26 protein-coding genes are annotated in these 19541 nt (G+C 44.7%); 25 read left to right on the top strand and 1 reads right to left on the bottom strand.

The window, feature by feature from the left end; all coding sequences use genetic code 11:
* The first annotated feature begins 5 nt into the window (after positions 1-5).
* The 8 genes from trpD (at position 6) to RDV49_RS01710 (ending at position 9561) form a co-directional block, all read left to right on the top strand.
* Positions 6-1010, top strand: a complete 1005-nt coding sequence (gene trpD, locus RDV49_RS01745; protein WP_037608450.1) for an anthranilate phosphoribosyltransferase — start codon at positions 6-8, stop codon at positions 1008-1010.
* The gene (gene trpC / locus RDV49_RS01740; protein ID WP_003009554.1) at positions 1007-1774 is read left to right on the top strand and encodes an indole-3-glycerol phosphate synthase TrpC; all 768 of its coding nucleotides are present in this window, start codon (positions 1007-1009) and stop codon (positions 1772-1774) included. The genes trpD and trpC overlap by 4 nt, the downstream gene beginning before the upstream one ends.
* On the top strand, positions 1761-2348 hold the full coding sequence (locus RDV49_RS01735) for a phosphoribosylanthranilate isomerase (protein ID WP_003009557.1): 588 nt from the start codon (positions 1761-1763) through the stop codon (positions 2346-2348). The genes trpC and RDV49_RS01735 overlap by 14 nt, the downstream gene beginning before the upstream one ends.
* The gene (gene trpB, locus RDV49_RS01730) at positions 2338-3543 is read left to right on the top strand and encodes a tryptophan synthase subunit beta (protein ID WP_003009565.1); all 1206 of its coding nucleotides are present in this window, start codon (positions 2338-2340) and stop codon (positions 3541-3543) included. The genes RDV49_RS01735 and trpB overlap by 11 nt, the downstream gene beginning before the upstream one ends.
* A 1-nt stretch (position 3544) precedes the next feature.
* Complete coding sequence (gene trpA, locus RDV49_RS01725; RefSeq protein WP_003009567.1) at positions 3545-4321, top strand: tryptophan synthase subunit alpha; 777 nt, start codon at positions 3545-3547, stop codon at positions 4319-4321.
* Between the two features lie 141 nt (positions 4322-4462).
* Complete coding sequence (locus tag RDV49_RS01720; protein ID WP_003009570.1) at positions 4463-5926, top strand: alpha-L-fucosidase; 1464 nt, start codon at positions 4463-4465, stop codon at positions 5924-5926.
* Between the two features lie 257 nt (positions 5927-6183).
* Positions 6184-8829, top strand: a complete 2646-nt coding sequence (gene polA / locus RDV49_RS01715; RefSeq protein ID WP_003009574.1) for a DNA polymerase I — start codon at positions 6184-6186, stop codon at positions 8827-8829.
* 279 nt (positions 8830-9108) lie between these two features.
* Positions 9109-9561 (top strand): CoA-binding protein, encoded by a 453-nt coding sequence (locus RDV49_RS01710; RefSeq protein WP_037608232.1) that lies wholly within the window; start codon positions 9109-9111, stop codon positions 9559-9561.
* A 57-nt stretch (positions 9562-9618) separates the two neighbouring features.
* Here the strand turns inward: RDV49_RS01710 and RDV49_RS01705 are convergent, their stop codons facing one another.
* Positions 9619-10488 (bottom strand): DUF975 family protein, encoded by an 870-nt coding sequence (locus RDV49_RS01705; protein WP_003009579.1) that lies wholly within the window; start codon positions 10486-10488, stop codon positions 9619-9621.
* A 150-nt stretch (positions 10489-10638) separates the two neighbouring features.
* Here RDV49_RS01705 and tgt point away from each other — a divergent pair, with 150 nt between their 5' ends.
* The 17 genes from tgt to rpsH all read left to right on the top strand — a co-directional run bounded on the left by tgt (position 10639) and on the right by rpsH (position 19495).
* On the top strand, positions 10639-11781 hold the full coding sequence (gene tgt / locus RDV49_RS01700; RefSeq protein WP_003009582.1) for a tRNA guanosine(34) transglycosylase Tgt: 1143 nt from the start codon (positions 10639-10641) through the stop codon (positions 11779-11781).
* Between the two features lie 432 nt (positions 11782-12213).
* Positions 12214-12522 carry a 30S ribosomal protein S10 gene (gene rpsJ, locus RDV49_RS01695; protein WP_003009585.1) on the top strand — a complete coding sequence of 103 codons (309 nt, stop codon included), beginning with the start codon at positions 12214-12216 and terminating at the stop codon, positions 12520-12522.
* Positions 12523-12603: 81 nt separating this feature from the next.
* Positions 12604-13230, top strand: a complete 627-nt coding sequence (gene rplC, locus RDV49_RS01690) for a 50S ribosomal protein L3 (RefSeq protein WP_003009588.1) — start codon at positions 12604-12606, stop codon at positions 13228-13230.
* 24 nt (positions 13231-13254) lie between these two features.
* Positions 13255-13878, top strand: coding sequence for a 50S ribosomal protein L4 (gene rplD / locus RDV49_RS01685; RefSeq protein WP_003009591.1), 624 nt, complete (start codon positions 13255-13257; stop codon positions 13876-13878).
* Positions 13878-14174, top strand: a complete 297-nt coding sequence (locus RDV49_RS01680) for a 50S ribosomal protein L23 (protein ID WP_003009593.1) — start codon at positions 13878-13880, stop codon at positions 14172-14174. Before rplD ends, RDV49_RS01680 begins: the two co-directional genes overlap by 1 nt.
* A 17-nt stretch (positions 14175-14191) precedes the next feature.
* On the top strand, positions 14192-15025 hold the full coding sequence (gene rplB / locus RDV49_RS01675; RefSeq protein ID WP_000512900.1) for a 50S ribosomal protein L2: 834 nt from the start codon (positions 14192-14194) through the stop codon (positions 15023-15025).
* A gap of 96 nt (positions 15026-15121) precedes the next feature.
* Positions 15122-15403 (top strand): 30S ribosomal protein S19, encoded by a 282-nt coding sequence (gene rpsS / locus RDV49_RS01670; protein WP_000533766.1) that lies wholly within the window; start codon positions 15122-15124, stop codon positions 15401-15403.
* A gap of 11 nt (positions 15404-15414) precedes the next feature.
* Complete coding sequence (gene rplV / locus RDV49_RS01665) at positions 15415-15759, top strand: 50S ribosomal protein L22 (RefSeq protein WP_000818139.1); 345 nt, start codon at positions 15415-15417, stop codon at positions 15757-15759.
* Positions 15760-15771: 12 nt separating this feature from the next.
* Complete coding sequence (gene rpsC / locus RDV49_RS01660; RefSeq protein WP_003002336.1) at positions 15772-16425, top strand: 30S ribosomal protein S3; 654 nt, start codon at positions 15772-15774, stop codon at positions 16423-16425.
* 3 nt (positions 16426-16428) lie between these two features.
* Positions 16429-16842 carry a 50S ribosomal protein L16 gene (rplP, locus tag RDV49_RS01655; RefSeq protein ID WP_000960947.1) on the top strand — a complete coding sequence of 138 codons (414 nt, stop codon included), beginning with the start codon at positions 16429-16431 and terminating at the stop codon, positions 16840-16842.
* Positions 16843-16851: 9 nt separating this feature from the next.
* Complete coding sequence (gene rpmC, locus RDV49_RS01650) at positions 16852-17058, top strand: 50S ribosomal protein L29 (protein WP_003002350.1); 207 nt, start codon at positions 16852-16854, stop codon at positions 17056-17058.
* 23 nt (positions 17059-17081) lie between these two features.
* Positions 17082-17342, top strand: a complete 261-nt coding sequence (gene rpsQ, locus RDV49_RS01645; protein WP_003009600.1) for a 30S ribosomal protein S17 — start codon at positions 17082-17084, stop codon at positions 17340-17342.
* Positions 17343-17367: 25 nt separating this feature from the next.
* Complete coding sequence (gene rplN, locus RDV49_RS01640) at positions 17368-17736, top strand: 50S ribosomal protein L14 (RefSeq protein WP_003002384.1); 369 nt, start codon at positions 17368-17370, stop codon at positions 17734-17736.
* A 74-nt stretch (positions 17737-17810) separates the two neighbouring features.
* The gene (rplX, locus tag RDV49_RS01635; RefSeq protein WP_003009603.1) at positions 17811-18116 is read left to right on the top strand and encodes a 50S ribosomal protein L24; all 306 of its coding nucleotides are present in this window, start codon (positions 17811-17813) and stop codon (positions 18114-18116) included.
* Positions 18117-18139: 23 nt separating this feature from the next.
* Positions 18140-18682, top strand: a complete 543-nt coding sequence (rplE, locus tag RDV49_RS01630; RefSeq protein WP_003009606.1) for a 50S ribosomal protein L5 — start codon at positions 18140-18142, stop codon at positions 18680-18682.
* Between the two features lie 17 nt (positions 18683-18699).
* On the top strand, positions 18700-18885 hold the full coding sequence (locus tag RDV49_RS01625) for a type Z 30S ribosomal protein S14 (RefSeq protein ID WP_001085699.1): 186 nt from the start codon (positions 18700-18702) through the stop codon (positions 18883-18885).
* Between the two features lie 211 nt (positions 18886-19096).
* On the top strand, positions 19097-19495 hold the full coding sequence (rpsH, locus tag RDV49_RS01620; RefSeq protein ID WP_003009609.1) for a 30S ribosomal protein S8: 399 nt from the start codon (positions 19097-19099) through the stop codon (positions 19493-19495).
* Positions 19496-19541: the final 46 nt, after the last annotated feature.

Genomic DNA, 19541 nt, shown 5'->3' with positions numbered 1-19541 from the left:
GGAAGATGAAACAAGTGCTTGCAAAAGTAGCGGAAGGAATGGATCTAACCAGTGCAGAGTTAGAAGCTGCCATGGAGGAAGTTGTTGCTGGTCGTGCTTCAGAAGCGCAGGTGACGGCCCTTCTTCTAGGTCTCAAAATGAAGGGAGAAACGGTTGAAGAGCGGACGGCTATTGCAAAAGTGATGCAGGCCTATGCCGTCGCTATTCCGACTGAAGTTCAAGGAGCGATGGACAATTGTGGAACTGGGGGCGATCGTTCGTATAGTTTCAATATTTCAACAACAGCTGCCTTCGTCCTTGCTGGTGGTGGTATCAAGATGGCGAAACACGGAAATCGCTCGATCTCTTCCAAATCCGGTTCTGCGGATGTACTAGAAGCGCTGGGGATTAACCTTGATTTGGGTCCAGAAGACTTGGGACGAGTGTTTGAAAAGGCGGGGATTGTCTTCCTATTTGCCAAAAATCTGCATCCTGGCATGCGCTATATTATGCCAGCCCGCTTGGCGCTAGGGGTTCCAACGGTGATGAACTTAACCGGTCCTCTTATCAATCCGATTCCTCTAGAAAGCCAGCTATTGGGAACCAGTCGTCCTGACATGCTGGAAAGCACGGCGGAGATTCTAAAGAATTTGGGTCGGAAACGCGCAGTAGTGGTGAGTGGCCCACAAGGCTTGGACGAGGCAGGACTTGATGGGGAAACCCAGCTCGCTATTCTGGAAAATGGACAGGTTACCTTATCCAGCTTTCAACCAGAAGATATCGAAATGGAGCGCATTGAAATTGATCAAGTACGAGGTGGAGACGCCAAACGCAATGCAGAAATTTTGCTCAGTGTCTTGAAGAATGAAGCGAGTCCCTTCTTAGAAGTGACTGTCTTGAATGCTGGCCTTGGTTTTTATGCCAACGGCAAGGTAGATTCTATCAAGGAGGGGATTGCCTTGGCACGTGAAGTGATTGCCAGTGGGGCTGCCCTTGAGAAATTGAGATTATTACAGGAGTATCAAAAATGAGTCAAGAATTCTTGCCAAAGATTCTAAAAGAAAAGGCGCGTGAAGTGGCTGCGATGAAAGAAGAGGAACTCCAACCTTTGCGCGAGACCTACCGCCTGTATGATTACCTAAAGAGTCATCCAGAAAAGCTTCAGGTCATTGCGGAAGTGAAAAAGGCCAGCCCGAGTCTGGGAGATATTCATGTTGATGTGGATATCGTCGCGCAGGCTAAGACTTACGAAGAAAATGGGGCCGTGATGATTTCTGTCTTGACCGATGAAGTGTTTTTCAAGGGCAGTATCGAGTATCTCCGGGAAATATCTAGTCAGGTGCGTATCCCCACCCTCAACAAAGATTTCATTGTGGATGAAAAGCAAATAATTCGGGCGCGAAACGCAGGGGCGACCGTGATCTTGTTGATAGTTGCAGCCTTACCAGAGGCTCGTCTGAAGGAGCTCTATGAGTTTGCGACCCATCTTGGCCTGGAGGTCTTGGTGGAGACCCATAATCTGACAGAACTAGAGATCGCTCACCGGATTGGGGCTCAGATCATAGGGGTCAATAATCGCAACTTGGTGACCTTTGAGACAGATCTTCATACTAGCCTGGAATTGGCGACAAGCTTTGAACAAGAACCGGTTTACATCTCGGAGTCTGCTATTTTCACAGCAGCAGATGCGCGTATGCTGGCTCCTTATTTTAATGGCATTCTCGTTGGGACAGCCCTCATGAAGGCAGACAATGTGGCTGAAAAAGTAAAGGAGTTGCAGATTGACAAAGGTTAAAATTTGCGGATTGTCCACTCCAGAAGCCGTGCAGACGGCTGTTGAAGCCGGTGCGGACTACATTGGTTTTGTCTTTGCACCAAGCAAACGGCAAGTCACGTTGGAACAAGCTCGGCAGTTGGCTACAGGGATTCTAAAGGGGGTTCAAAAAGTCGGTGTTTTTGTATCACCACAAAGAGAAGAAGTGGAGCAAGCTTGCCAAGTTGTGGGCTTGGACCTGATACAAGTGCATGGGCCGATGGATGAAACCATCTTGCAAGACCTTCCCCAACAAACGATTCGCGCTGTTCAAGTGGGGAAAGATGCAGCTCTTCCTGAGACCAGTGCCGATTATCTGCTCTTTGATGCTCCTGTAGCAGGAAGTGGGCAGACCTTTGACTGGCAAAAGCTCGAAAGTCAAAACTTTACAAAGCCCTTCTTTATTGCAGGAGGCTTGACGGAAGACAATGTAGCAGATGCCATTCGCTTCTTTCATCCTTATGCGGTGGATGTATCCAGTGGGGTCGAGACAAATGGAATAAAAGATCAAGAAAAGATAAAACGATTTATAGAAAGGGTCAAGCATGGCATATAAACAACCAGATCAAAACGGATTTTACGGGCGGTTCGGGGGACGATTTGTCCCTGAAACCTTGATGACAGCAGTTTTAGAATTAGAAGAAGCCTACAGAGAAAGTCAAGCAGATCCTTCTTTTCAAGCAGAATTGGATCAGCTTCTGAAACAATATGTCGGTCGGGAAACACCGCTCTATTATGCTAAGAATCTAACCAAGTATGTCGGTGGAGCCAAGATCTTTCTTAAAAGAGAAGACCTCAACCACACAGGGGCTCATAAAATTAATAATGCCCTAGGACAAGTTTTATTGGCACATCGGATGGGCAAAAAGAAGATCATCGCAGAAACAGGGGCCGGACAGCACGGTGTTGCAACGGCAACGGCAGCTGCTTTATTTGATATGGAATGCACCATCTACATGGGGGAAGAAGATGTCAAACGCCAAGCCCTCAATGTCTTTCGGATGGAGTTGTTGGGCGCCAAGGTTCAATCAGTAACAGATGGGTCACGGGTTCTCAAGGATGCGGTCAATGCTGCCCTCAGAGCTTGGGTAGCAAATGTGGAGGATACCCACTATATCATGGGTTCTGCTCTAGGACCTCACCCATTCCCAGAAATTGTCCGTGATTTTCAAAGTGTCATCGGTCGAGAAGCCAAACGCCAATTTGCAGAGCAAAATGATGGTGCGCTGCCAGATGCCGTTCTAGCCTGTGTAGGAGGCGGATCGAACGCCATTGGCCTCTTTTATCCTTTTGTAGAGGATGCCTCTATTGCCATGTATGGGGCGGAAGCTGCTGGCCTTGGGGTAGATACAGACCAGCATGCAGCCACCTTGACCAAGGGGCGTCCCGGAGTCCTTCACGGCGCATTGATGGATGTGTTACAGGATGCCCATGGACAGATTTTAGAAGCCTTCTCGATTTCGGCAGGTCTCGATTACCCTGGGATTGGGCCAGAGCATTCTTATTTCCATGAAATCAAGCGGGCAACCTATGTGCCTGTGACAGACCAAGAAGCCCTAGAAGCCTTTCAATTGCTTTCGAAAGTAGAAGGAATCATTCCAGCTCTGGAATCGAGCCATGCTATCGCCTATGCGGTGAAGTTGGCCAAGGAAATGGGGCCTGAAAAATCTATGATCGTTTGCTTATCAGGACGTGGGGACAAAGATGTGGTACAAGTCAAAGACCGCCTAGAACAAGAGAGAGGAGAGTAAGATGGGAAAGACCTTAACAGAGCATTTACAAAAGCTGAAAGACCAGCAGCAAGGGATCTTTGTTCCTTATATCATGGCAGGAGATCATGAAAAAGGCTTGGAAGGTTTGCAGGAAACCATCCAATTTTTGGAGGAGCTTGGTGTCTCAGCCATTGAAGTTGGCATTCCTTTTTCAGATCCGGTGGCAGATGGCCCTGTGATTGAAGAGGCGGGACTAAGAAGTTTAGCCCATGGGACGACGACACAGGAACTGGTACAAACGATCCAGCGTCTGGAGACAAGTGTTTCTTTGGTCATCATGACCTATTTCAACCCCTTGTTCCAATATGGGCTTGAAAACTTCTTTAGAGATGTAGAAGGAACAGCGGTCAAGGGAGTGATTATTCCGGATCTTCCTCATGAGCATGCAGATCTGGTAGAGCCTCTCTTAGTGGATAACGACATCGCTTTGGTGCCGCTAGTGAGCTTAACCACAGGAATCGAGCGTCAGAAGAAATTGATCCATGATGCAGAAGGATTTATCTATGCCGTTGCTGTCAATGGAGTGACGGGGAAAGCTGGTAGCTATCGAGATGACTTGGACCATCACTTGGCCCAATTACACGAAATAGCGTCCATTCCTGTTTTAACAGGTTTTGGAGTTTCCAGCATGGAGGATGTTCACCGTTTCAACAAGGTCTCAGATGGAGTGATTGTGGGGTCCAAAATCGTTAAGGCTCTCCACCAAGGGGAGACAGACGCCATCGCTCGTTTTATTTCTCAAGCAGTGAAGGGCTAGAAGCTTCATTTCATTCATCATCAGCTTGATTCTCCTAGATCAAGCTCTTTGTCTACTATTTTAAACATTCTCCTCGTTTGTCTTTACAAACGAGGCTTTCTCGTTACAATAGAGGTAGTAACAAGAAAAGAGGAGAAGAGAATGATAAGCCTTGAAGAGATTGATCAAGTTGTCCAGTCAGGTCCTTTTGAACCAAGCTGGGACTCTCTTAGCCATCAAGTCTGTCCAGATTGGTATTGGGATGCCAAATTTGGGATCTTTATTCACTGGGGCGTCTATAGTGTACCTGCTTTCGGTTCGGAATGGTATTCGCGAAATATGTATATCCAAGGCAATCCTTGCTATGACTATCATCGAGAGCATTTCGGAGACCAGGCTAGCTTTGGTTACAAGGATCTCATTCCTCTATTTACAGCCGATCGCTTTGATCCGGCATCTTGGCTAGATCTCTTTCAAAAAGCGGGGGCCCAGTATCTTTTTCCAGTTGCGGAGCACCACGATGGCTTTCAGATGTATGCCTCTACTCTCTCGCCTTATAATAGCTTAGAAATGGGGCCGAGACGAGATATCTTAGGAGAGCTGAGGGAGGAAGCAGAAAAACGTGGCCTGCACTTCTGTACGTCCTCTCACCGGGCAGAACACCAGTTTTTCTTTTCACATGGCAAGGAATTCACTAGTGACATTCCGCAAGAAGTCCCAAGAGACAGCCTTTATTGGCCAGCGGAGCCAGAGCCCAAGGATCATTTTGATCTGACTTCCAAGCCTTATCCAAGCAAAGAATTCTTGGAAGATTGGCTTTTGCGAACCTGTGAACTGGTGCGGAACTACCAGCCAGAGCTCCTTTATTTTGACTGGTGGATCCAGCATGAGAGTTTCCGTCCCTACTTGATGTGCTTTTTGGCTTATTATTACAATCTAGCAGCACAAGAGGATCGCAAGGTGGCTGTTTGTTACAAACAGGATGCCCTCCCTTTCGGTTCAGGAATCGTTGAGATGGAGCGGGGAGGATACGGAGAGACGCAAGCCTTTCCGTGGCAAATGGATACCGCGATTGCCCGTAATTCTTGGTGCTATACCCAGGATCTAGCCTACAAGACCAGTAAGGAATTGCTACAAAATTTAGTTGATGTTGTGGCAAAAAATGGCAATCTTCTGCTCAATATTGGACCCAAGGCAGATGGCACGATCCCTGAGCAAGACCAAGACATCCTCACAGAGATCGGGGACTGGCTGGCGGTAAATGGAGAAGCCATTTATCAGAGTCGGCCTTGGCGTGTGTCATCAGACGGACCGACCGAGGCCCAGGAAGGTTCCTTCTCAGATGGGCAAGCGCCACTCTATACCAGCCAAGATTTCCGCTATACCATGCGTGATGGTTTTCTTTATGCTATCCAGCTGGAACCAAGTGGAAGGATAGAAGAGCTGACCTTACCGTCTCTCGCCTATGATCTCAAGCAACCGAGAATCCTTCATGCGCGCATTCAAAAGGTGGAACTCCTTGGAGAAAGTCAGCTCCTTTCTTGGAGCCAAGATGAGACAGGGCTCCATCTTCAGTTACCAGCTTGCAGCAAAAAACAACCGCGTGTTTTTCGCCTCAGCTTTTAGTTTTCTTGAAGCTTTCTATAAGGAATCGTTTAGGTTTCTCTTGTATACTGTACTCATCCAATAAGAAATGAGGTACAGAAAATGAAAATCTCAGTTAATTATCCAAAACGCTTTAAGAAATTGCCACAACAAGGTTCTTGTTACGGCGAATAAACACTTCTCTTCATTTTTCATAAGAAACTCCTAAAGAAGGCTCTACCCGAAAGGGTAGAGTTTTTATGTACCAGAGACCTTGTGATTCGTGGTATAATAGGCCTATGGAAAAAAAGAACAAATTACTACTCATCGACGGGTCTTCCGTCGCTTTTCGTGCCTTTTTCGCACTCTATCATCAAATTGATCGCTTCAAAAATGCCAATGGTCTGCATACAAACGCGGTCTATGGCTTTAATCTCATGTTGAGCCATCTCTTGGAGCGCATCCAACCAACCCATGTCCTCGTTGCTTTTGATGCAGGAAAGACGACCTTCCGGACAGAGATGTATGCCGACTACAAAGGGGGCCGTGCAAAAACTCCAGATGAGTTCCGTGAGCAGTTTCCTTTCATTCGTGAGCAATTAGATCATTTGGGAATCCGTCATTATGAGCTGGCCCAGTATGAAGCGGATGATATTATTGGAACACTAGATAAGATGGCAGAAGCTACCTCAGTACCCTTTGAAGTCACCATTGTCTCTGGGGATAAGGATTTGATCCAGCTGACAGATGACAATACGGTGGTTGAAATCTCTAAAAAAGGGGTAGCGGAGTTTGAGGAATTCACTCCAGCCTATCTGAAAGAAAAGATGGGGCTGACACCAGAGCAATTTATCGACCTCAAGGCCTTGATGGGAGATAAGTCGGATAATATCCCAGGTGTGACTAAGATCGGAGAAAAGACCGGGATCAAACTACTCCTAGAGTATGGCTCTCTCGATGGTATTTACGAGCATATCGATGAGATGAAGGCTTCTAAGATGAAGGAAAACCTCATCAACGACAAGGAGCAGGCCTATCTGTCTAAGACTCTCGCAACCATCGATACCAATGCGCCTATTGAAATTGGCCTGGACGATATCACTTATTCGGGTCCTCATCTAGAAAATCTCGCCAAGTTTTATGAGGAGATGGGCTTCAAGCAACTCCGTCAGGCCTTGGATCTCAGTGGAGAAGAGGCGGCTCCTGTAGCCATTGACTATACAGAAGTCGAGCAAGTCACTCCAGATATGCTTACGGAAGATAGTTTCTTCCATTTCGAGATTTTTGGGGACAACTACCATACGGAACCCATCATTGGTTTCGCATGGGGGACCAAAGGTCAGCTCTACGCAAGTACAGATACTGCTCTTTTACAAACACCGATTTTCAAAGAATTTCTCGAAAAAACACCCCTCAAGGTCTATGACTTTAAGCGGGCCAAGGTCTTGCTCAGCCACTTGGACATTACCTTGCAAAAGCCGGCTTTTGATAGTCGATTGGCCAAGTATCTCTTGTCGACCGTAGAGGACAATGAAATTTCAACCATTGCGAGTCTCTATAGTCAGATTGCGCTACCGCTGGACGAAGTCGTTTATGGCAAGGGAGCCAAAAAAGCTATCCCAGAAAAGACCGCCCTATTAGAGCATTTGGCCCGGAAAGTCGCTGTTCTACTGGATACCGAAGAGCCCATGGTAGAGCAGTTGCAGGCCCATGACCAACTAGATTTGCTCTATGATATGGAGCAACCGCTAGCAGCTGTTTTGGCCAAGATGGAAATCGCGGGGATCAAGGTAGAGCGTCAGACCCTAGAAGACATGCAGGTGGAAAACGAAGTGGTCTTGGAGCGCTTGACTCAAGAAATCTACGAGCTTGCAGGAGAAGAGTTTAATATCAATTCTCCAAAACAATTGGGGGTCATCCTCTTTGAAAAATTGGGACTCCCTCTTGAATATACTAAGAAGACAAAAACCGGCTATTCAACAGCCGTTGATGTCTTGGAACGCCTGGCTCCAATTGCACCGATTGTGTCTAAGATTCTTGAATACCGCCAAATTGCTAAGATCCAGTCGACCTATGTCATCGGTCTTCAAGATTGGATTTTGGAAGATGGGAAGATCCATACCCGCTATGTACAAGATTTGACGCAGACAGGCCGTTTGTCCAGTGTGGATCCCAACCTGCAAAACATTCCTGTCCGTTTGGAACAAGGTCGTCTTATTCGTAAGGCCTTTGTCCCAGAAGAGGAAAACAGTGTCTTGCTGAGTTCGGACTATTCACAAATCGAACTGCGCGTCTTGGCCCATATTTCGGGAGATGAGCATTTGATTGACGCCTTTAAACATGGGGCAGATATCCATACATCGACTGCTATGCGCGTCTTCAATATTGAAAAACCAGAAGATGTGACGCCGAATGACCGTCGCAATGCAAAAGCAGTAAACTTCGGTGTAGTTTATGGAATTTCCGACTTTGGACTGTCTAACAACTTAGGGATCAGTCGAAAAGAAGCCAAGGCCTACATTGAGACCTACTTCGAACGCTACCCTGGCATCAAGGACTATATGGAGAGAGTGGTACGGGAAGCGCGTGATAAAGGCTATGTAGAAACCCTCTTCAAGCGTCGTCGGGAGATTCCAGATATCAATTCTCGCAACTTCAATGTTCGAGGCTTTGCGGAGCGGACGGCTATCAACTCACCAATCCAAGGATCTGCAGCAGATATCTTGAAAATTGCCATGATCCACTTGGACCAAGCGCTAGAAAGAGGAGCATACAAGACCAAGATGCTCCTTCAAGTGCACGATGAAATCGTTCTGCAAGTACCAAGTGATGAACTGGCAGCGATCAAAGAACTCGTCAAAGAGACCATGGAATCCGCTATCGAACTTGCAGTACCACTGGAAGCCGATGAAAACGAAGGCAAGACATGGTATGAAGCCAAATAAAATTGAGTTTATCCAAAACAGAAAGAGAGTGGGACAGAAATCGGTAATTCGTTAGAATTCGATTTCGTCGTCCCACCTCCGCACAGTTGAGTAGGGCTGTAAAAGCTGATGAAATCAGCGTAGTAGAGCCCACTCAACCACTGCGTCTTGCTCGACAATCCAAAAATAATTGAGAGGCTAGGACTTTTGTCCCAGCCGCTTTTAACGACAAACACTTGCAATGCCTTCCGTATTGTTATACTATTTAAAGAAAGGAAACGCATACAAAAGGAGATTCTTATGGCTTATTCATTTCGCAATCCTAGTGATGGCATTATCAAACATTACCTAGAAACCAGCAAGATCATCGCTGTGGTTGGATTATCTGACCGTGAAGAGACGACCAGTCATCGTGTTAGCAAGGAGATGCAAGAGCGGGGCTATCGGATTATTCCTGTCAACCCTCGTGCAGCTGGTGGCCAGATTCTTGGAGAAACGGTGTATGCTAGCCTGCAGGAGATTCCTTTCCCAGTAGATATCGTCGATGTATACCGTCGCAGTGAGTTTTTACCAGATGTGGCACGTGATTTTATTGAGACGGATGTGAAAATTTTCTGGGCACAATTGGAACTGGAAAATCAAGAAGCAGAAGAAATCCTTCGTGGAGCTGGACGAGAAGATATCGTCATGAACCGCTGTATCAAACGAGAACACACCCGACTGATCTTAGGAGACTCCCTATACGGTTTATAAATGATAAACAATTGACATAGAAGAAAACCCCAGCTTGCTGGGGTTTTCTTCTTACTCTTATTCAGTTTCATGGCTTGGATGGCCTGTAAAATGGCGCGGCCCTTGTTTGATCTGCTTGATTTGATCATAAAAGGCAATTTGGCAGTTAATAAAGTAAGGCATGGTATAAAAGCCGATGACATCGCGCGTGAAGTAATTCAAGAAGTACCAACCAATCAAGGTTAGATCGAGCACCAAGCGATTGCTGCGGAACCCTTTCATAGTTTCACGACTTTGGCGAAGGACTCCAAAGGCTCCCTTGTAGTCGCCGTCTCGTAATTGCTCGTAGAGGATCAATTCGACCAAGCTGAGACTGTAGTATTGTGGCAGGTAAAAGAGGAGGCCGATCAGGCCAAGTACGACGCCAGCAGTCATCAGAGGCATTTGTTGCATGAGAGATTGAAATTCAGGACTGGAAGCACTCAGAGTGCTAGGGTTGCTCACCTTATCGTAGATCGCCAAAAATCGAATGCTGGCGTAGGTGCTGATGAGGCTCCCCGCATAGAGGATGAGTCCCCATAAAAAGAGAACGGCTTGCTTCAAGATCAAGGTAGCAAATACAGAGGTAAAGCGATCTTGTTTAAAAATATCTAACACGCGTGTTCGGTGTTCAATCTTGGGATTAATCGTATCTAAATAGCTAAAAGTCGCACCGACCACTAAAATGGAGATGACAAAGGAGACGACGGAAGGAAAGAGCTGTCGCTGGATCATGTAGATACTTGCTTGCTGCAAGGTCATATCCGGTAGTAGATCGACTAGATCTTGCCCACTTAAGAGGAAATTAGCAAGAATGGTCAACAGGACCGGAAGAGCAAAAAGGATAGCTAAGCCCGGTTGCTGGACTTGCATGGTACGTGCCCGGAGGCGAATCAATTTAAGGTTCATAGATGACACTCTCTTCATAGTAGTACTTTTTATTATAACATAAGTCCGTGACAGAGCCGGTAAAATTTGGTACAATCGTACAGGTGTTCACAGGAAAACTGTGACAGGAATAAGAAGGCTGGGACTGTTTTTCCCAGTACGGAGGTAACCATGACAGATTCACCGATTCAATATCGATTGATCAAAAAAGAAAAGCATACAGGTGCTCGTCTGGGAGAAATTATCACCCCTCACGGGACCTTCCCGACCCCAATGTTTATGCCTGTAGGGACTCAGGCAACCGTTAAGACCCAATCACCAGAAGAACTCAAGGAAATGGGTTCCGGAATTATCTTGGCCAACACCTACCATCTCTGGCTTCGTCCCGGGGATGATCTAGTCGCAAAAGCAGGAGGACTGCACCAGTTCATGAACTGGGACCAGCCCATTTTGACAGATAGTGGAGGCTTCCAGGTCTATTCATTAGCGGATACCCGCAACATCACCGAAGAAGGGGTAACCTTTAAAAACCACCTCAACGGCTCGAAGATGTTCCTCTCTCCAGAAAAGGCCATCTTGATCCAAAACAATCTAGGGAGCGACATCATGATGTCCTTTGATGAATGCCCTCAGTTCTATCAGCCCTATGATTATGTGAAAAAATCAATCGAACGGACCAGTCGTTGGGCAGAACGTGGCCTGAAGGCTCACCGTCGTCCTCATGATCAAGGTCTTTTCGGGATTGTTCAAGGGGCTGGATTTGAAGACTTGCGCCGTCAGTCTGCTCAAGATTTGGTCAGCATGGACTTTCCAGGCTATTCCATCGGTGGCTTAGCTGTTGGGGAAAGCCATGAAGAGATGAATGCGGTGCTGGATTTCACAACTCCGCTCTTACCGGAGAACAAGCCACGCTATCTCATGGGAGTAGGAGCTCCAGACAGTCTGATTGATGGCGTTATTCGTGGAGTGGACATGTTTGACTGTGTCTTGCCGACGCGGATTGCGCGAAATGGTACCTGTATGACTAGCCAAGGACGCCTGGTAGTGAAAAATGCGCAATTTGCAGAAGACTTTACACCGCTGGATCCCGAATGTGATTGCTACACTTGTAAGAATTACACCCGAGCTTATCTTCGCCACCTCCTCAAGGCAGATGAGACCTTCGGCATTCGCTTGACTAGCTACCACAACTTGTATTTCTTGATCAACCTCATGAAGCAGGTCCGTCAAGCCATCATGGATGACAATCTCTTAGAATTCCGTGAGCATTTCGTCGAAAAATATGGCTATAACAAATCAGGACGGAATTTCTAGAAATAGATAAATAGGAAGAAAAAAGACGACAGCCATCTGAGAATAATAGGAATAACTGCTAGACGCAGTGGTTGATTGGTATCTTTGTTCGCTTGTTAAGCTCCAAAGATAACCTAATCAACTGTGCGGGGGCGAGACGACGAACAAATTGGATATAAATTTGTTCTGTCTCGCTCCCTTTTTCCTATATAATAGCAACTTTTTTACCACTCTATTTCTTTCGAAAACACTTTCATCAAAAAAACGAAAAAAATCTTCTCAAATCCCTTGCATTGGGCCTTTGTTTGTGTTAAACTACTATGGTGCTGTGAAAAACAGCTATTAGCTTTGATGCAAGAGGTTGCGACACGCTCGGTTGCATTGCCACGCAACGCGCGTCGGTTTTCTTGTGGAGCTAGCCTATTATCTTAAATAGACGAAAAGGAGAAAAAGATGGCAAACAAAAAAATCCGCATCCGTTTGAAAGCGTACGAACACCGTACACTTGACACAGCGGCTGCAAAAATCGTAGAATCAGCTACTCGTACAGGTGCACAAGTTGCGGGTCCAATCCCACTTCCAACTGAGCGTAGCCTCTACACAATCATTCGTGCGACTCACAAATACAAAGATTCTCGCGAACAATTCGAAATGCGTACACACAAACGTTTGATCGATATCATCAACCCAACTCAAAAAACAGTTGACGCTTTGATGAAATTGGATCTTCCAAGTGGTGTAAACGTAGAAATCAAACTTTAATCTAAAGCTTGATCCAGAGCATAAAAAACGCTCGTTAAAAACTTTTTGAATAAAAAACTATAGAAAAGGAACTATTTTCTCATGACAAAAGGAATCTTAGGGAAAAAAGTGGGAATGACTCAAATCTTCACTGAAGCTGGCGAATTGATCCCTGTAACAGTTATCGAAGCAACTCCAAACGTTGTTCTTCAAGTTAAAACTGTTGAAACAGATGGTTACAACGCTATCCAAGTTGGTTTCGATGACAAACGCGAAGTATTGAGCAACAAACCTGCTAAAGGACATGTAGCAAAAGCTAACACGGCTCCTAAGCGCTTCATTCGTGAATTCAAAAACGTTGAAGGCTTGGAAGTTGGTGATGAAATCACAGTTGACACTTTCGAAGCTGGAGACATTGTTGATGTAACTGGTACTTCTAAAGGTAAAGGTTTCCAAGGTGTTATCAAACGCCACGGACAATCACGTGGACCAATGGCTCACGGTTCTCGTTACCACCGTCGTCCAGGTTCTATGGGACCTGTTGCACCTAACCGCGTATTCAAAGGTAAAAACCTTGCAGGACGCATGGGTGGCGATCGTGTAACGATTCAAAACCTTGAAGTTGTACAAGTTGTTCCAGAAAAGAACGTTATCCTTATCAAAGGTAACGTACCAGGTGCTAAGAAATCTCTTATCACTATCAAGTCAGCAGTTAAAGCTGGTAAATAATAAGGAAAGGGGAATACAGTCAAAATGGCAAATGTAACATTATTCGACCAAACTGGTAAACAAGCGGGCGAAGTTGTTCTTAACGATGCGATCTTTGGTATCGAACCAAACCAAGCAGTTGTATTTGATGTGATCATCAGCCAACGTGCTAGCCTTCGTCAAGGAACTCACGCAGTTAAAAACCGTTCAGCCGTTTCAGGTGGCGGACGCAAACCATGGCGTCAAAAAGGAACTGGACGTGCTCGTCAAGGTTCTATCCGCTCTCCACAATGGCGTGGTGGTGGAATCGTCTTCGGACCAACTCCACGTAGCTATGCGTACAAACTTCCTCAAAAAGTTCGTCGCCTTGCACTTAAATCTGTTTACTCAGAAAAAGTTGCTGAAAACAAATTTGTAGCCGTTGATTCTCTTGAATTTACAGCTCCAAAAACTGCTGAATTTGCAAAAGTTCTTGCAGCTTTGAGCATCGATTCTAAAGTCCTTGTTATTCTTGAAGAAGGAAATGAATTCGCAGCTCTTTCAGCTCGTAACCTTCCAAACGTGAAAGTTGCGACTGCTACAACTGCAAGTGTTCTTGACATCGCAAATAGTGACAAACTTCTTGTTACTCAAGCAGCTATCTCTAAAATCGAGGAGGTTCTTGCATAATGAATTTGTATGATGTTATCAAAAAACCTGTTATCACTGAAAAGTCAATGGCTCAACTTGAAGCAGGCAAATATGTATTCGAAGTTGACACTCGCGCTCACAAACTTTTGATCAAACAAGCTGTTGAAGCTGCGTTTGAAGGTGTAAAAGTTGCGAATGTGAACACTGTAAACGTAAAACCTAAAGCAAAACGCGTTGGACGTTACACTGGTTTTACTTCAAAAACTAAAAAAGCTATCATCACGCTTGCAGCTGATTCTAAAGCAATCGAGTTGTTTGCTACTGAAGCTGAATAATCTAAGGAGGAAATATCGTGGGAATTCGTGTTTATAAACCAACAACAAACGGTCGCCGTAATATGACTTCTTTGGATTTCGCTGAAATCACAACAAACACACCTGAGAAAACTTTGCTTGTTTCTCTTAAAAACAAAGCAGGTCGTAACAACAACGGTCGTATCACTGTTCGTCACCAAGGTGGTGGACACAAACGTCATTACCGTTTGATCGATTTCAAACGTAACAAAGATGGAGTTGAAGCAGTCGTTAAAACGATCGAATACGATCCAAACCGCTCAGCTAACATCGCGCTTGTACACTACACTGACGGTGTGAAAGCTTACATCATTGCCCCTAAAGGTCTTGAAGTAGGTCAACGCATCGTATCAGGACCAGAAGCAGATATCAAAGTCGGAAATGCTCTTCCACTTGCTAACATCCCAGTTGGTACTTTGATCCACAACATCGAATTGAAACCTGGTAAAGGTGGAGAATTGGTACGTGCTGCTGGAGCTTCTGCTCAAGTATTGGGTTCTGAAGGTAAATATGTACTTGTTCGTCTTCAATCAGGCGAAGTTCGTATGATTCTTGGAACTTGCCGTGCTACAGTTGGTGTTGTCGGAAATGAACAACATGGACTTGTTAACCTTGGTAAAGCGGGACGTAACCGCTGGAAAGGTGTTCGCCCTACAGTTCGCGGTTCTGTAATGAACCCGAATGATCACCCACACGGTGGTGGTGAAGGTAAAGCACCAGTTGGACGTAAAGCGCCATCTACTCCTTGGGGTAAACCTGCGCTTGGTCTTAAAACTCGTAACAAGAAAGCGAAATCTGACAAACTTATCGTTCGTCGTCGCAACCAAAAATAATCATAAGCAACTAGCTTACACTTTCCGCCAGCTCGGTAGCGCTGCATAGCAGCGCAAGCCGCTGTGGTACTAAATTTTAAAGGAGAAAATTACAAAATGGGACGTAGTCTTAAAAAAGGACCTTTCGTCGATGAGCATTTGATGAAAAAAGTTGAAGCTCAAGCAAACGACGAAAAGAAAAAAGTAATTAAAACTTGGTCACGTCGTTCAACGATCTTCCCAAGTTTCATCGGATACACTATCGCAGTTTATGATGGACGTAAACATGTACCTGTTTACATCCAAGAAGACATGGTAGGTCACAAGCTTGGTGAATTTGCACCAACTCGTACTTACAAAGGTCACGCGGCAGACGACAAGAAGACACGTAGAAAATAAGGAGAACATAAATGGCAGAAATTACTTCAGCTAAAGCAATGGCTCGTACAGTGCGTGTTTCACCTCGTAAATCACGTCTTGTTCTTGACAACATCCGTGGTAAAAGCGTAGCCGATGCCATCGCTATTTTGACATTCACACCAAACAAAGCTGCAGGGATCATCCTTAAAGTGTTGAACTCAGCAGTAGCAAACGCTGAAAACAACTTTGGTTTGGAAAAAGCTAACTTGGTAGTATCTGAAGCATTCGCAAACGAAGGACCAACTATGAAACGTTTCCGTCCACGTGCGAAAGGTTCAGCTTCACCAATCAACAAACGTACAGCTCACATCACAGTAGCTGTTGCAGAAAAATAAGGAGGTAAACTCGTGGGTCAAAAAGTACATCCAATTGGTATGCGTGTTGGTATCATCCGTGATTGGGATGCCAAATGGTATGCTGAAAAAGAATACGCGGATTACCTTCATGAAGATCTTGCAATCCGTAAATTCATTCAAAAAGAATTGGCTGACGCAGCCGTTTCAACTATTGAAATCGAACGCGCAGTAAACAAAGTTAACGTTTCTCTTCACACTGCTAAACCAGGTATGGTTATTGGTAAAGGTGGAGCAAACGTTGATGCACTTCGTGCAGCTCTTAACAAATTGACCGGTAAACAAGTACACATCAACATCATTGAGATCAAACGTCCTGACTTGGATGCTCACCTTGTTGGTGAAGGAATCGCTCGTCAATTGGAACAACGTGTTGCTTTCCGTCGTGCACAAAAACAAGCGATCCAACGTGCTATGCGTGCTGGAGCTAAAGGAATCAAAACTCAAGTATCAGGTCGTTTGAACGGTGCAGATATTGCCCGTGCAGAAGGATACTCTGAAGGAACTGTTCCACTCCACACACTTCGCGCTGATATCGATTACGCTTGGGAAGAAGCAGACACTACTTACGGTAAACTTGGTGTTAAAGTATGGATCTACCGTGGTGAAGTTCTTCCAGCTCGTAAAGACGCTAAAGGAGGTAAATAACCAATGTTAGTACCTAAACGTGTAAAACACCGTCGCGAATTCCGTGGTAAAATGCGCGGTGAAGCAAAAGGTGGAAAAGAAGTAGCATTCGGTGAATACGGTCTTCAAGCTACAACTAGCCACTGGATCACAAACCGTCAAATCGAAGCTGCTCGTATCGCCATGACTCGTTACATGAAACGTGGTGGTAAAGTTTGGATTAAGATTTTCCCACACAAATCATACACCGCTAAAGCTATCGGGGTACGTATGGGATCTGGTAAAGGGGCTCCTGAAGGTTGGGTAGCACCAGTTAAACGTGGTAAAGTAATGTTCGAAATCGCTGGTGTGTCTGAAGAGATCGCACGCGAAGCACTTCGTCTTGCTAGCCACAAATTGCCAGTTAAAACTAAATTTGTGAAACGTGAAGCAGAATAAGGAGAGGTCATGAAACTTACAGAAGTAAAAGAATTTGTTAAAGAACTTCGTGGTCTTTCTCAAGAAGAACTCGCGAAGCGTGAAAATGAATTGAAGAAAGAATTGTTTGAACTTCGTTTCCAAGCAGCTGCTGGTCAATTGGAACAAACTGGACGTTTGAAAGAAGTGAAAAAACAAATCGCTCGTATCAAAACTGTTCAATCAGAAGCTAAATAATAGACTAGGGAAGGAGAATTTCAATGGAACGCAATAATCGTAAAGTTCTTGTTGGACGCGTTGTGTCTGACAAAATGGACAAAACAATCACAGTTGTAGTTGAAACTAAACGTAACCACCCAGTCTATGGTAAACGTATCAACTATTCTAAAAAATACAAAGCTCATGATGAAAACAATGTTGCTAAAGAAGGCGATATCGTTCGTATCATGGAAACTCGTCCGCTTTCAGCTACAAAACGCTTCCGTCTTGTAGAAGTCGTTGAAAAAGCGGTCATCATCTAATCATACCTGAAAGGAGAAAACGTAAATGATTCAAACAGAAACTCGTTTGAAAGTCGCTGACAACAGTGGCGCACGCGAAATCTTGACAATCAAAGTTCTTGGTGGTTCAAAACGTAAATTCGCGAGCATCGGTGATGTAATCGTTGCATCTGTAAAACAAGCTACTCCTGGTGGTGCGGTTAAGAAAGGTGACGTTGTAAAAGCTGTTATCGTTCGTACTAAATCAGGTGCTCGTCGTAAAGATGGTTCATACATCAAATTCGACGAAAATGCAGCAGTGATCATCCGTGACGACAAAACTCCTCGCGGAACTCGTATCTTTGGCCCAGTTGCACGTGAATTGCGTGACGGTGGATTCATGAAGATCGTATCACTTGCTCCAGAAGTACTTTAATCAATAAAAAAACAAACACAGTCCCCTGGCTCAGCCAGGGTGCCCGTCGGGCGTAAGAATAAAAGGAGAATAAAATGTTTGTAAAAAAAGGCGACAAAGTTCGCGTTATCGCTGGTAAAGACAAAGGCGTAGAAGCTGTTGTTCTTACTGCTCTTCCAAAAGTAAATAAAGTTGTTGTAGAAGGTGTAAACATCATCAAGAAACACCAACGTCCAAATAACGAAAACCCTCAAGGTGCAATCGTTGAAAAAGAAGCTCCAATCCATGCTTCTAACGTTCAAGTTTTGGACAAAAACGGTGTTGCTGGACGTGTTGGCTACAAATTTGTAGACGGCAAAAAAGTTCGCTACAACAAAAAATCAGGCGAAGCGCTTGACTAATCACGAAGGAAAGGAGAAGTATAATGGCTAATCGTTTAAAAGAAAAATACCTTAATGAAGTAGTACCATCATTGACTGAACAGTTCAACTATTCATCAGTTATGGCTGTGCCAAAAGTTGATAAAATCGTTTTGAACATGGGTGTCGGTGATGCAGTATCAAATGCTAAAAACCTTGAAAAAGCTGCTGAAGAGCTTGCTTTGATCTCAGGTCAAAAACCATTGATCACTAAGGCTAAAAAATCAATCGCCGGCTTCCGTCTTCGTGAAGGTGTTGCGATCGGTGCAAAAGTTACCCTTCGTGGTGAACGTATGTACGAATTCTTGGATAAATTGGTAACAGTTTCACTTCCACGTGTACGTGACTTCCATGGTGTTCCAACAAAATCATTTGATGGACGCGGAAACTACACACTTGGTGTGAAAGAACAATTGATCTTCCCAGAAATCAACTTTGATGATGTTGATAAAACTCGTGGTTTGGATATCGTAATCGTAACTACAGCGAACACAGACGAAGAATCACGTGCATTGCTTACTGGCCTCGGAATGCCGTTTGCAAAATAATATAGGAGGTAAAACTAATGGCTAAAAAATCTATGATTGCTAAGAACAAACGCCCAGCGAAGTTCTCTACTCAAGCATACACTCGCTGTGAACGTTGTGGACGTCCACACTCAGTTTACCGCAAGTTTAAACTTTGCCGTGTTTGCTTCCGTGAATTGGCATACAAAGGTCAAATCCCAGGTGTCACAAAAGCATCTTGGTAATTCTATGATACAAAGAGCGTAACAACCCCAGCAAAAATAGGAGATTTGGTGCAGGAGCGATGCTCCAAGACAAATCTATCTTTTTTGCCCAGGTTGTAGCTCGTGTTCAAATGAGATTATCTTGTTTGAATGTATCAAAACTTTCTGAGCCTAGCTCAATCATTAACTAGCAAGTGCAACTTGCAAACTACTAGTAAGAGGAGAAATTATAATGGTTATGACTGACCCAATCGCAGACTTCCTTACACGTATTCGTAACGCTAACCAAGCAAAACACGAAGTACTTGAAGTACCTGCATCAAACATCAAAAAAGGGATTGCTGAAATCCTTAAACGCGAAGGTTTTGTAAAAAACGTTGAATTCATCGAAGATGACAAACAAGGCATCATCCGTGTATTCTTGAAATACGGACAAAACGGTGAAAAAGTTATCACAAACTTGAAACGTGTATCTAAACCAGGTTTGCGTGTTTACAAAAAACGTGAAGATCTTCCAAAAGTTCTTAACGGACTTGGAATTGCTATCCTTTCAACTTCTGAAGGTTTGCTTACTGATAAAGAAGCACGCCAAAAGAACGTTGGTGGAGAAGTTGTCGCTTACGTTTGGTAATATTTAGCTCCCAATTTCGTTGTGATTCTTCGTTATTGTCTCTTAC

The organism is Streptococcus parasanguinis, assembly GCF_031582885.1.
Lineage (GTDB): Bacteria > Bacillota > Bacilli > Lactobacillales > Streptococcaceae > Streptococcus > Streptococcus parasanguinis_M.
The sequence above is the reverse complement of the archived record's forward strand: the minus strand, read 5'-3'. Positions and strand labels throughout refer to the sequence as shown.